General features: G+C 42.8%; 7 protein-coding genes. 5 read left to right on the forward strand and 2 right to left on the reverse strand.

The genetic code is table 11. The features are described 5' to 3' along the window. The first annotated feature begins 3 nt into the window (after window positions 1–3). The 5 genes from BW976_RS09195 to BW976_RS09215 all read left to right on the forward strand — a co-directional run bounded on the left by BW976_RS09195 (window position 4) and on the right by BW976_RS09215 (window position 10,229). A complete protein-coding gene (locus BW976_RS09195; protein WP_076372651.1) occupies window positions 4–1,188 on the forward strand; it encodes an efflux RND transporter periplasmic adaptor subunit in 1,185 nt (394 codons plus the stop codon). Between the two features lie 47 nt (window positions 1,189–1,235). Continuing rightward, on the forward strand, window positions 1,236–4,487 hold the full coding sequence (locus BW976_RS09200) for an efflux RND transporter permease subunit (RefSeq protein ID WP_076372653.1): 3,252 nt from the start codon (window positions 1,236–1,238) through the stop codon (window positions 4,485–4,487). Between the two features lie 5 nt (window positions 4,488–4,492). Further along, window positions 4,493–7,777 carry an efflux RND transporter permease subunit gene (locus tag BW976_RS09205; RefSeq protein WP_076372655.1) on the forward strand — a complete coding sequence of 1,095 codons (3,285 nt, stop codon included), beginning with the start codon at window positions 4,493–4,495 and terminating at the stop codon, window positions 7,775–7,777. 11 nt (window positions 7,778–7,788) lie between these two features. Beyond that, the gene (locus BW976_RS09210; RefSeq protein ID WP_076372657.1) at window positions 7,789–8,220 is read left to right on the forward strand and encodes a MarR family winged helix-turn-helix transcriptional regulator; all 432 of its coding nucleotides are present in this window, start codon (window positions 7,789–7,791) and stop codon (window positions 8,218–8,220) included. Window positions 8,221–8,312: 92 nt separating this feature from the next. Continuing rightward, window positions 8,313–10,229 (forward strand): M1 family metallopeptidase, encoded by a 1,917-nt coding sequence (locus BW976_RS09215; protein WP_076372659.1) that lies wholly within the window; start codon window positions 8,313–8,315, stop codon window positions 10,227–10,229. Between the two features lie 87 nt (window positions 10,230–10,316). Here the strand turns inward: BW976_RS09215 and BW976_RS09220 are convergent, their stop codons facing one another. Both BW976_RS09220 and BW976_RS09225 read right to left on the reverse strand, forming a co-directional pair. Beyond that, the gene (locus BW976_RS09220) at window positions 10,317–12,437 is read right to left on the reverse strand and encodes a glycoside hydrolase family 2 protein (RefSeq protein ID WP_217696224.1); all 2,121 of its coding nucleotides are present in this window, start codon (window positions 12,435–12,437) and stop codon (window positions 10,317–10,319) included. Further along, the gene (locus BW976_RS09225) at window positions 12,418–13,863 is read right to left on the reverse strand and encodes an alpha-L-fucosidase (protein WP_076372661.1); all 1,446 of its coding nucleotides are present in this window, start codon (window positions 13,861–13,863) and stop codon (window positions 12,418–12,420) included. Before BW976_RS09225 ends, BW976_RS09220 begins: the two co-directional genes overlap by 20 nt. Window positions 13,864–13,875: the final 12 nt, after the last annotated feature.

The raw sequence follows: 13,875 nt of genomic DNA on the forward strand, positions 1-13,875 counted from the left end.
TCAATGAAAAGAGTATTTTTAAATGCCATTTTTATAAGCCTTATTATTCTGGCAGCGTGCAATAAAAAGCAACCACCCGTTAATTCTGAAATTCCAGTTAACCTATTTAAGGTTAAGGAGAAGCATGTGTTGTATTACGATCAATACCCTTCAACCACCGCCGCGCTGAGCCAGGTTACACTGCTTCCGCAGGTTCAGGGTGCCGTAACAGGTATATTTTTTACTGAAGGTACTCATGTAAAAAAAGGTCAGAAGTTATACGAAATCGACAGACGTATATACCAGGACAGCTATGATGCCGCGGTAGCAAACCGCAAGGTAACCGAAGGTACTTTGGTACAGTCGCAGCAAGATGCCGACCGTTATGAATATTTAAATAAGTATAACGCGGTTGCCAAACAGCTTTACGATCACGCGGTAATTACGCTGCAAAATTCACAAAGCCAGGTTAAATCGGCAGACCAAGCTGTAAAAACAGCCAAAACAAACTTAAACTACGCTACGGTATATGCGCCTTTTGACGGCACCATAGGTTTTAGCCAGGTAAAACTGGGTAATGTGGTTACAAGCGGATCAACAATATTGAATACTATATCTACCGATGATCCGATGGCTGTTGATTTTGTGATCAACGAAAAACAACTACCCCGTTTTGAATTGCTACAGCAAAACAAACATCAAACTACCGATTCGCTTTTCACCATTTTACTGGCCGACAACTCACTTTACCCGGTAAACGGAAAAATTTCGGTTATAGATCGTGCGGTTAATTCGCAAACAGGCTCAATTACTATCAGGTTGGTGTTTCCAAATCCCAAAGGTATGCTTAGGGTGGGCATGAGCTGCGTGGTACGGGTTCACAACCAGGAGAAAGGTCCGCAGTTGTTGGTTCCTGGCAAAGCTGTGGTTGAGCAAATGGGCGAATACTTTGTGTATACCGCGAAGGATAGCTTGATGAATAATCCTAAAGCCGGCGCCGATTCCGCTATAAAAAAGGTAAAGAAACTGGTAGCCGTACAGAAAAAGGTTATGGTTGGTCAGACCATTGGGCCTAACATGATCATTAAAAGCGGTATTAATAGCGGTGAACGGATTGTGGTTGACGGTGTGCAGCTATTACATGATGGCGCGCGGATCACAACTGCTAATAAGATTGCACCATCAGCAGGTGGTAAGGGCGGACGTTAACAGCGTCGCTAAAAAACACAATCTGAAATTTTTAGAAAAAGTATTGTATGATTGCTAATACCTTCATTAAAAGACCTGTAACTGCTATAGTTATATCTATTGTACTGATTATTACCGGTACAGTGAGTATACTGCTTTTACCGATAGATCAATATCCGGATATTACGCCGCCTATTGTACAGGTGAACGGTCAGTTTACCGGTGCCGATGCGCAAACCGTTGAACAAACCGTAGCCACCCCTATTGAAGAACAGGTAAACGGAACTCCAGGCATGGAATATATGCAAAGTAATAACACCAATAACGGGCAAATGAGCATGAATGTGACCTTTAAAATGGGAACAGACATTGACGTTGCCGCACTTGATGTTCAAAACAGGGTGAGTATTGCTACTCCCCTATTACCGGCCGTAGTAAGCCGGCTTGGGCTTACCGTACGTGCGGTTAACCCCAGTATGCTGATGATGGTAGCCATTTATGCTCCAAAAGGAACGCATAACATCACCTTTCTGGATAACTATACCAACATTTTTATACAGGACGCTTTATTACGCGTACCCGGTGTAGGCAGTATCAACCGTTTTACGGATGATTTCAGTATGCGTATCTGGATGAATCCGGATAAAATGGCGGCTTATAGCTTAACACCGCAGGACGTGATCACCGCCCTGAATGCACAAAATGTGCAGGTAGCAGCCGGTACAGCCGGTGTGCCGCCACAGGCATCAAGTCAGACCTATGAGTTGGGTATCCTGGTGAACGGGCGGCTAAGCAAAGTATCTGAATTTGAAAAAGTTATTGTAAAAACGGTACCGGCAACAGGTCAACTGGTTTATTTGAAAGATGTTGCCCGAGTTGAATTAGGAAAATTTACTTTTTCAAGTAACTCCTTTGTCGATGGGCATAAAGCATCCTATCTGCAAATTTACCAGGCGCCAGGCAGTAACGCTTTGGAAACAGCCAATGGTGTATACGCAGCTCTGGCCAAATTAAAAACCAACTTCCCTTCAGATGTAGAATACCGCGTACCTTTTGAGTCAGTTACTGTAGTTAAAGTTTCTATGGAAGATGTGGTAGGAACGCTATTAAAAACCCTGGCATTAGTTGCTGTTGTAGTATACGTTTTCCTACAAAACTGGCGATCAACATTGATCCCGGTGTTGGCAATCCCCGTATCTATTTTTGGTACATTTTGCTTTTTTATTCCCTTAGGCTTTACCATCAATACCCTGACCATGTTTGGTTTTGTACTGGCCATAGGTATTGTAGTGGATGATGCCATTATCGTGGTGGAAGCCGTGCAGCATTATATTGACCATGATGGCATGTCGGCTAAAGAGGCTACCTACCAGGCCATGAAAGATATCTCGGCGCCGGTAATTGCCATCGCGTTGATATTAGCTGCGGTGTTTGTTCCGGTAGGTTTTATTCCGGGTATTGTGGGGCGTTTATACCAGCAATTTGCTATTACCATCGCCATATCGGTGATCATATCAGCTTTTATAGCGCTTTCTTTAACCCCAGCGCTGTGTACCCTGCTATTAAAACCATCGCATATTGATAAAGAAGCAAAAGGCATTAACAAATTGTTCTTTAAGTTCAACAGTTGGTTTGAACGCGTAACAGCCAGTTATACCGAAGGGGTAAGAAAAAGTATTAAAGCATCCCGCTTTGTGGTGATCATTTTGGTGTGTATTTGTGTTGGCACTTACTTCTTATTTCAGAATAAACCATCGGGCTTTATTCCGTCCGAGGATGATGGCAACCTGTATGTGACTTTCCAGTTGCCGCCGGCGTCTTCTACGGCTGCCTCCGTTGATGTGATGTCTAAACTCATGAAAGTTATCGGATCTACGCCGGGTGTAGCCCACTATGCTGCCCTCTCGGGTCTCAACGTGGTAACTAACGCCAGTAACTCCAACAACGGTACTATTTATTGCCAGCTTGCCCCCTGGGATGAGCGTAGCAAAACTACCGAGCAGGTACCCGGAATTATTGGTGAGTTGCAAAAACGTATTGCCGATGCCGGTATAAGAGATGCCAACGTAGAAGTTATACAACCATCGCCTCTTCCGGGTATTGGCACAACTGTAGGCTTTAGTCTCCAGATTGAGCAGCGTAACACCAGCGATAACCTACAGGATTTTGAAAAAGTAGTGAAAAACTTTGTGGCCGAGGCTAATAAAAACCCAGTAATAAGCAAGGCATTCAGCTTTTACACCGCACATACACCCAACTATAGTTTAACGGTAGATCGGGAGAAATGCGAAAAATTAGGTGTAAATGTGGCTGATGTGTTCACCACTATCCAGGCTTATATGGGTAGCCTTTACATCAATGATTTTACTACCTACAACAGAACATTTCACGTGGTGGTACAGGCTGATACAGCCTTTAGAAAAGTAGTATCTAATATGGATAAATACTATGTGCGTAATCAAGCAGGTGACATGGTTCCATTAGGTACACTCATCAGTTATAAACCTGTTGACGCGCCGCCGCTGATATCGCACTTTAACATTTTCCGCACTGCGGAGGTCGATGGATCTTCGGCCCCGGGACATAGCAGTGGCGAAGCTATTGCCGCCATGCAGGATCTGGCCAAAAGGATTTTACCACAAGGTTATGAGTACGAGTTTTCGGGTTTGAGTTATGAGGAAATAAAGGCTGGTTCAACCACTATTTATATATTCATGTTTTCTATCACCTTTGTATTCTTGTTCCTGGCAGCGTTGTATGAAAGCTGGTCAGTTCCTTTTTCCGTGCTGCTGGCAGTACCGGTAGGTGCCATGGGTGCAATTCTGGCCCTAATAATGGTGCCGAGTTTAACCAATAACGTATACGCTCAAATTGGTCTCATCACCTTAATCGGTCTTGCCGCCAAAAACGCGATCCTGATTGTGGAGTTTGCCAAAGTAAGGGTAGATATGGGTGAAGAGCTGATCAAATCAACATTGGAAGCAGTGAGCCTTCGTTTACGCCCCATCATCATGACCTCACTTGCTTTTGTTTTGGGGGTATTGCCTTTAGTATTGGCAACAGGTGCTGGCGCGGTAGCACGAAGGACTATCGGTTTTACCGTTTTAGGTGGCATGATCGCGGCCTCAACACTGGCCATATTTATTGTCCCTGTACTTTTTGTTCTCATAACCCGCTTCTCCTACGGTAAAGAAAAGTTGGAATATTTACAGGCCCACAAAGAAAACCTGCGTGAAAAAGCAAGGAAAGTTGAAGCTCAGAACATTGATCCGGAACTGGAATATGAGATTGCCAAATCCCGTGAATTACATAAAAGCTAACAAGGATGGTTTCAAATACATTTATAAAAAGGCCGGTAACCGCTATTGTTATATCATTGGTACTAATGATAGCGGGATTGATCTGCCTTTTCAATCTGGCGGTTGACCAATATCCTAATATATCACCGCCAAGCGTGTCGGTAAACGGATCGTATACCGGCGCGGATGCTCAAACAGTTGAGCAAAATTTAGCTACCCCCATTGAGGAACAGGTAAATGGCACACCGGGCATGGAATATATGACCAGTACCAACACCAACAGTGGCAGCATGGGTATAAGAGTAACCTTTAAAATAGGCACCAACGTACACATCGCAGCACTTAACGTTCAGAACAGGGTTGGCATAGCCACGCCCTTATTACCTTCGGTTGTAAGTAAACTGGGCCTAACGGTACGTGCAAGTAACCCCGATCAATTAATGTTGGTCGCGATTTACTCACCTAAACATACGCACAGCATTACCTTCCTGGATAACTATACGAATACCTTTATTCAGGATGCCATACTCCGTGTTCCTGGTGTGGGCGATGTTAGTGCACGTACTGATAATTTCAGTATGCGCATTTGGCTCAATCCGGATAAAATGGCATCTTACAGTTTAACGCCCGCAGATGTTACAGCTGCACTGGATGCTCAGAATGTTTATGTTGCCGCAGGTTCTGCCGGAGCTCCGCCTCAACAATCGTCACAAACTTTTGAAACAGGAATTTTGGTGAATGGGATGCTGAGTAAAGTTTCGGACTACGAAAAAATTGTAGTGAAAAGCATCCCCGGAACCGGGCAACTAGTTTACCTCAAAGATGTGGCCAGGGTTGAATTGGGTAAATTCACTTTCTCCAGCAACGCGTTTGTTGACGGAAACCGGGCATCAACCATACAGGTATATCAATCGCCGGGAAGTAACGCGTTACAAACCGCCGAGAATGTTTACGCGGCGCTTGCCAAACTAAAAAAATCCTTCCCAAAAGATGTGGATTATGTGGTGCCTTTTGAATCGATAACCATCATTAAGGTATCCATGCAGGAGGTAATAGGCACTTTGATTAAAGCCTTAGCTTTAGTGGCCATTGTGGTATTCTTGTTCCTTCAAAACTGGCGCTCAACGTTGATCCCTATACTGGCCATCCCGGTATCCATTCTGGCAACGTTTATATTCTTCATACCGTTAGGATTTACCATAAACACCCTAACCATGTTCGGTTTTGTGCTGGCCATTGGTATTGTGGTGGATGACGCCATTATTGTGGTAGAGGCGGTACAGCATTATATAGATGAAAAGGGGTTGTCTCCTAAGGAAGCTACCTATCAGGCCATGAAGGAGATCGCGGCACCGGTAATTGCGATAGCATTGATCCTGGCATCGGTATTTGTACCGGTGGGCTTTATTCCGGGTATTGTTGGCCGTTTATATCAGCAATTTGCCATCACCATCGCCATATCGGTTATGCTTTCGGCATTTGTTGCATTATCATTAACACCTGCCCTTTGTACTTTGCTGTTAAGGCCAACTCCCCCAGTAACCGAAAAATCAAACTGGCTCACCAAATTCTTTGATGCTTTTAACAAGAGATTTGAAAAAATCACCCTGAAATATACCAACGGTGTTCACCGCAGTATTAAAGGGGCCCGGTATATTGTGATCATACTGGTGTGTATTTGCGTAGGTACCTATCTCATGTTCAGGATTAAACCATCTGGATTTGTGCCGGCAGAAGACGGTGGGCGTTTATATGTAACCTACCAACTACCAGAGGCTTCATCAACTATTCAATCAGTTAATGTGATGGAGAAGCTGATGAAAATAGTAGCGTCAACACCTGGTATATTGCATTATACGGCCATATCTGGTTTTAATATACTTAATGGTGGGGCCAACTCCAATAACGGATCCATGTTTTGTATGCTTACCCCCTGGGATGATCGTACTACCCCGAATACGCGGGTACCTGGGCTCATGAATGTGATCAAACAAAAGATCGCCAAAGCGGGCATCAAAAATGCTAACGTAGTGGTAGCACAACCCCCGCCCATCAGGGGTATAGGTCAGGCGGCCGGCTTCAGTATGCAAATTGAGCAGGGAAATACCACCGACGATATTTATGCTTTTGAAAAAGTGGTTAAAAAGTTTGTGGCAGCAGCAAAGGCCAATCCTGCCACAGCAGGCGCTTATAGCTACTTTTCGGCACATACGCCAAGCTACGAGCTTAACGTTGACCGCGAGAAATGCGAAAAGCTGGGCATCAATATTTCGGATGTTTTCTCAACCATGCAGGCCTATATGGGTAGTTTATTTGTCAACAACTTTACCTTATATAACCGAACCTACCACGTAGTTGTGCAAGCGGATACTGCTTATCGTGCACTTATATCCAACATGAACAAATACTATGTGCGTAATTCTGTTGGACAAATGCTGCCATTAAGTACCGTGATCAGCTACAAACCTATAGTGGCAGCCCCGCTTATAACGCACTTTAATATCTTCCGCTCGGCCGAAGTTGATGGTTCTATACCTCCGGGCTACAGCAGCGGTCAGGCTATTGAAGCGTTAAAAGCATTAGCGACAAAAACGTTACCGCGCGGTTATACCTATGAATTTTCGGGCTTAAGTTATGAGGAGATCAAGGCGGGTTCAACCACCATTTATATCTTTCTCTTTTCTATCGTTTTTGTATTTCTGTTCCTGGCCGCGTTGTACGAAAGCTGGTCGGTACCTTTTTCGGTAATGCTTGCGGTTCCCATCAGTGCCTTTGGTGCCATCCTGGCGCTTACTGTTGTGCCTACGGTCACCAATAACGTATATGCCCAAATAGGATTGATCACATTGATTGGTCTTTCGGCAAAAAACGCGATCCTCATCGTTGAATTTGCTAAAATAAGGGTCGACCGTGGAGAGGAATTGATCAAATCGACACTGGAAGCTGTACGTCTGCGTTTGCGTCCCATCATTATGACCTCTCTGGCATTTATTTTAGGTGTATTACCGCTTGTTTTGGCAACAGGCGCCGGCGCCGAATCAAGGAATACTATCGGGATTACCGTTTTAGGGGGGATGATAGCATCGTCAACCATTTCCATATTTATTGTGCCTGTGCTCTTTGTGTTATTTACCCGTTTCTCTTACGGCAAAAAACAACTGGCTTATTTGCAGGAGCATCATGAAGAATTAATGGAAAAGGCCCGAAAAGTAGAGGCCCAGAATATTGATCCCGAACTGGAATACGATATTGCCGAAGCTAATGAAAAACACAATTCCGAAAAGCAGGCAGCAAACGACCATAACAAATAGCGTAGCGATCTATGAAAAATACACAGCTGATATCAGAAAATTTAAGACTGATCAATTATTTATACAATAAGAACCTTGCCAAAGAATTATCATCAATTAAGGTAAATCATCATTTTGAGGTATTGTTAATTTTGGCCCAACAAAAAGGACCGATCACCCAGAATAAATTAGCCGAATTATTACATGTTGATAAATCAAGAGTGGTGAGCATTGTTTTTTCATTGGAACAAAGAAAAATGCTGACCGTAAAAACAAACCCTGCCGACAGGCGTCAGCATTATATCTCTTTATCTCCTCATGCCTTACTGTCAATTCCTTATATCGAAAAAAAAGTAAAAGAGGTAAATGAATTGGCCAATACCGGCATCAGCGAAGAAAAACTGGATACTTTTTTTGAAGTAGCTGAAGCGATAATGCAAAACCTGACAAAAAACAAGCACTGAATTTGACTATGCTTTTCATAAAAGTATAATATTTTTCAGATTGTAGTCAGGGTAATCTGCTGTTAAATGTGTCATGGTTCCAAACATCTACCATGAAATATTTAACAGCAGATTTAAAATTCATCAAAAAGAGCCTATCACTCCTATCCTTAATAATCGCCCTCCTGCATATTGAACATGCACCATTACGTGCGCAATGTTTCTACTACCCTCGCGATCTGAAACAAGCCTTCAAAAACAAAACCAGGTCGATAGATGGTAAACCCGGAAAAAACTACTGGCAAAATCACGGCAGTTACAACATTACCTTAACCGTATTGCCCCCAAACAGAAATATCCGGGGAACCGAACAGATCGTCTACAGCAATAACAGCCCTGATACGCTGAAGGAGTTGAACATGAAACTGATCATGAATATACACAAACCAGGAGCTGCCCGTTTTGCTAATGCGCAATCCAACTATTTAACCCAGGGTGTTCAAATGGATAGTTTTTCAATAGATGGCCAGTCTGTAGCAGTAAATAATGAGGATGCTACAACTAATCAACCTATCGCCTTGCCAAAACCATTATTGCCACATCAATCTGTAAAATTGGATATTACCTGGCATTTTGAACTCGCTCTGGGTGCTGGTCGTGAAGGGGCTATTGATTCCACCTCCTTTTATTTAGGCTATTTTTATCCGAGGGTGGCCGTTTATGATGATTATAACGGTTGGGATAAACTCCCTTTTTTAGACGTTCAGGAATTTTATAACGACTTTAATGATTACACCCTGCGGGTTAAAGCACCAGCTGATTTTTTAGTATGGGCAACAGGCACCTTACAAAACCCAAAAGAGGTATTACAGCCGGAGTACGCCAAACGCTTGGAACGCTCCATAAACAGCGACTCTATCATACATATAGTTACGCCAACTGATCTTAGCCAAAAGAACATTACTACAAAAAACAAGCTCAATACCTGGGTCTGGAAAGCAGATAATATCAGCGACATGGCAGTGGGGGTAAGCGATCAATATGTTTGGGACGCCGCAAGTATAATGGTTGATCATTCAACCCACAGAAGAGCAAGTATCCAGGCGGCTTACCTGGATAATGCCGCCGATTTTCACTCAGCGGTTAAGTTTGGGCAATATGCATTAAAGTGGTTTTCAAACAATTTACCGGGTGTACCCTATCCATACCCCAAAATGACGATTTTTCAGGGCTATGCCGATATGGAATACCCTATGATGGTTAACGCCAGCCACAAAGATGACCTGAGCTTTGCTCAACTTTTATTGGATCATGAAATTTCGCATACCTGGTTTCCTTTTTATATGGGTACTAACGAAAGCCGCTATGGTTTTATGGATGAAGGATGGGCAACAACATTTGAACGGCTTATAGGCGCAACAGAGATAGGCCAGGAAAACACGGATGCCCTATGGACAGAACTCAGGGTGAAGCCATGGATAAGTGATCCGTCGGCTCCCGAAGACCTGCCAATCATTACGCCATCCAGCGAATTGAGAGATGGACTTTCTAATAATGAATATGGCAAACCTGCATTAAGTCATTTTGCTTTGAAAGATTTACTGGGCGATGAACTGTTTAAAAAATCATTGAAGGGCTATATGGACAATTGGCATGATAAACATCCGGTTCCCTGGGATTATTTTAATTCTATGAGTGACAAATCTGGCCGAAACCTCAATTGGTTCTTTAATAACTGGTTCTTCAGTAATAGTTATATCGATCTGTCACTCCAAAAAGTAAACAAAAGCAAAGACGGCTATTCCATCACCATTAAAAATACCGGTGGATTTTATATTCCGTTTGATGTTAAAATTACCTGCCTGGATGGAACCTGCAAAATTATTCACCAAACACCTGCTATATGGGAGCAAAATCCACAACTTATCTGTTTTACTTTTAAAACGGATAGGGTCGTAAAAGCCGTTGAAATAAATACAGGAGTATTTCTGGACGCCAATATTTCAGATAATATATTCGTGGTTAAATAACGTCACGCAAGTATATGAGACGATAGCTCAATTCATTTCTATATAATTAAAAAAGGATATTCATTAATGAATATCCTTTTTTTGTACTTAATTCTTTAAATACCAGGTAATACGATCTGTTATTATTTTACCATCCCTGTTCCCTTCTGCTCTTAACTCGTTGGTACCTTGTTGCAGGTGCACGTTTTTAAAAACAAAATCATGCGAAGTAGTACCAGTTTCAGGTTGACCCAATTTATTATTATTGAGGTACAAGGTAACATTTTGCAAATTGGAGAACACTTTTACCACTGTTATTGCTTCAACCCGAACTGAGTCTCTGCGGCCACTAATGTGAAGTACAGGATCCTGACTCCAGTTGGCTTTATACCAGTAAAAAGCATCTTTTTTCACTTTACGGTCATAGGTAACCAACCCCTTCATGTTACGGGCAGGTACGCCGCCTCCATTGGCAGACGGCACCGAAAAATCGAACATATTCCATACATATGAGGCAACCAGGTAAGGATGCTTCTCGATAATGCCCCATTGTATTTCATGAAATTTGGTTTGATAAGTTTCCGGCCAAAACTGCGCGCCCGGATCGCCGGTTTCACCAACATTTTCCTGCTGCTGATTTATATTGGCCTCAGTCCCATACTCAGAAAGTACCACTTTATAATCGGGATAGTTTTTTTCCAACCCGGTAACCCAATCTTTCAGATCTGATATTTTCCCTTCATACCAACCATAATACCTGTTGATGCCTTGTATATCGGCAGCCAGGTTTGACGGACGGTCAATTTCACCATATCCGCTTACACTTGCAGTAGACCTACCGGAGTCTTCCGTTTTGGCAATATCATTAAGTTCGCGCGTTAAAACCGGCACGAATCCATCTGCCGAGCTGGAATAAACTTCATTATGTAACCCCCAATTGTAAATAGAAGGATGATTATAATTTTGCCTGATCAATTCGGCAAGCTGTTGTTTGGCATTGTCCCCTTCCTGTGTCGACACCGCATTTACAAACGGAATTTCGGCCCAAATTACAAAACCCATGCTATCACATTTGGCATAAATATAGTCGGCCTGCTGATAGTGTGCAAAGCGGATGGAAGTTGCCCCTATCTCGTAGATCATATCGAGGTCAGACCTGTGTTGTTCATTGCTCAGGGCGCTTCCATAATCCTGCCATTCCTGGTGGCGGCAAACCCCATATAGGCGATAAGGTTGTCCATTGAGGTAAAATCCTTTACCCGGCACAATTGAAAAATACCTGAGCCCAAGAGGCTGGGTAACTTCGTCAATGGTTTTACCTTGTTTAATAATAGATGTAGTAAGCGAATATAAATAAGGGTCTTTTCTGCCGTTCAATAAATGCGGGTTGACTAACGATAACTGCTGAGCAATTATATTTATACCTTGCGGTCTTACTTTTTCCAGTTGCTGTGCCTCTTTCACTATTTTGCCAGCCCTATCTCTGATAATCGTTTTTACAGTTATCTCCTGTATCTGTGTTTCCTTATTCTCAACTTTAGCGGTTACGCTTATGTTGGCTTTTTTTGCACTTACATCCTGTTTAATATAAATTCCCGATGAGGCGTAATCAGTAGTACTGATATTGATCTTACTCGTAACAATTAAACTTACCGGGCGATAGATGCCCCCATATACCCCAAACAATTTATTATTGATGGGGATAACATCCGGGCGTTCCTCGTTATTAACTTTTACCAGTATAGTATTAACCGTATCGTAACGCAGCGAATTACTGATATCAAGGCAGAATGCAGCATAAGCGCCTTTATGCTCCCCGATCAATTTATTATTGACATAGACATCGGCCACCGTACCTACACCTTCAAAACGAATAAAAATACGCTTCCCTTTCCATGAATCGCTTGCTCTAAGATTTTTTTTATAAAAAGCATCGCCCATGTAAAAACCTTTTCCTTTTTGAATATCCTTATTATTCCAGGTATGGGGAACAGAAACAGTTTGCCAATCGGCGGTTGCCAATGCAATGTTGGTTTTATATGCCGCTTTTTTAAACTGCCAGTCGCTATTAAAAGGTATAACTTGTCTTGAGGATGCAGAACGAACTTGTTGCGCGTTGCCGCTCTGTACCTTAACGCAAACAACTATCATGAGCAACAAAGTGTATCTCACGTGGATCATATATTTCATATTCATTTGTAGTACCAACTTAGGTTTTTGCTTTTTCATATCCGGTTCCGTGGCTTTTACCTGTTTCACCAGTTTCCAAAACAATAACAAAAGGTTTTTTAGGCGTTTGTTGATGGAGATGGATAAAATAAGTGGATGTTCCTATTTCTTCCGGCGTATAAGTTTGCGTTAAGTTACCCAGATCATAAGCCTTATTAATCACGGTATGTAAAGGGGTAGTTACACGTAATAAGCCCGATACCGGTACATTAAATATCACCATATAGGTTTTATTAGTACCGGTGTTTTTTATAAAATATCCCCAATCTTGTTTGGCGAAACCTGCGTATTCGCCGTTATAGATAGCCTCTTTATTTACGGTCATCCAGTCGCCTATGGCTTTGGCCAGGGTTTGTTCTTCTGTCCTGAGGGTTCCATCTGGTTTGGGGCCAAAATTGAGTACAAAATTACCATCGAGTGAAACGCATTTCGCCAACATCTCTAATAGTTCATCGGCGGTTTTAATATGTCCACTCCATGTTTTAGCATAGCCCCACTGGTTTTCCGGAATGGTCATCACGCAATCCCAATCGTTTCCGTGAACATCCTCTATTTTTTCGGGAATCTTACGTTCCCAGCCTTGTTCATAGTCGCCCATGAGGTTACCGTTCGAATCGAAATGCCGCTTACCATATTCATCAGCGCGAAACCGGCTGCCGATAATAAGGCCTGGGCGCAATTTTCGCATCTCTGTTTCAAGCGAATCGGCAAAGGCTGCTTGTTTAACCCATGAATTATCCCAGGTACCATCAAACCAAAGCCCCTTGGCGGTTGGGTAGCGTGTTAGCAATTCAAGCAACTGGTTACGGGTAAATTGCTTAAACCGGTTAAAGGCTATACTATCATCGCGGGTCTTAATGTCGTAACGCCAATCGGGATTGTGCCAGTCCATTATGGAAAAATATAGGATCACATCTATTCCCTGCTTATTATAAGCTTTTACCAGCGGGCCTATAATATCCTTTTTGTAAGGCGAATGAGCGACCGTGAAATTAGTGTACTTACTAGGCCACAAACAAAAACCATCATGGTGCTTAGTGGTAATAGTAACATACTTAACACCCATCCGGCCAGCCACAGCAGCCCATGAATCGGGGTTAAACTTTATTGGGTTAAACCGGTAAATTAATGAATCATAGGCTTGGGGAGACACTTCTTTCCAGGTTCTGATCCATTCGGCAGCGCCGTTATAGATTTTACCATTCCATTCGCCCCCAGGTATGGAATACAATCCCCAGTGAATAAACTGTCCTAAGCCATACGCCCTCCATCGGGCCATATCTGCATCATTTCTGCGGCCCAACCTATGCGCTCCGTGCTGTAACGATATTTCCTTTTTCGCTGTCGTGGCTGTCTGCTGGGCAAATGTCTGCCTGGCATAAGAGCAACTCAACAAAACAATTATGATCAATAAATTTCTTTTCATCGCTGGTGATCG

Source organism: Mucilaginibacter lappiensis, assembly GCF_900155965.1.
Classification (GTDB): Bacteria; Bacteroidota; Bacteroidia; order Sphingobacteriales; family Sphingobacteriaceae; genus Mucilaginibacter; species Mucilaginibacter lappiensis.

What these genes read in the sequence shown, in the direction of transcription:
- BW976_RS09220 (WP_217696224.1), bottom strand. Translation starts at nt 12,437, where the DNA reads ATGAAAAAGCAAAAACCTAAGTTGGTACTACAAATGAATATGAAATAT.
- BW976_RS09215 (WP_076372659.1), top strand. Translation starts at nt 8,313, where the DNA reads ATGAAATATTTAACAGCAGATTTAAAATTCATCAAAAAGAGCCTATCA.
- BW976_RS09200 (WP_076372653.1), top strand. Translation starts at nt 1,236, where the DNA reads ATGATTGCTAATACCTTCATTAAAAGACCTGTAACTGCTATAGTTATA.
- BW976_RS09205 (WP_076372655.1), top strand. Translation starts at nt 4,493, where the DNA reads ATGGTTTCAAATACATTTATAAAAAGGCCGGTAACCGCTATTGTTATA.
- BW976_RS09195 (WP_076372651.1), top strand. Translation starts at nt 4, where the DNA reads ATGAAAAGAGTATTTTTAAATGCCATTTTTATAAGCCTTATTATTCTG.
- BW976_RS09225 (WP_076372661.1), bottom strand. Translation starts at nt 13,863, where the DNA reads ATGAAAAGAAATTTATTGATCATAATTGTTTTGTTGAGTTGCTCTTAT.
- BW976_RS09210 (WP_076372657.1), top strand. Translation starts at nt 7,789, where the DNA reads ATGAAAAATACACAGCTGATATCAGAAAATTTAAGACTGATCAATTAT.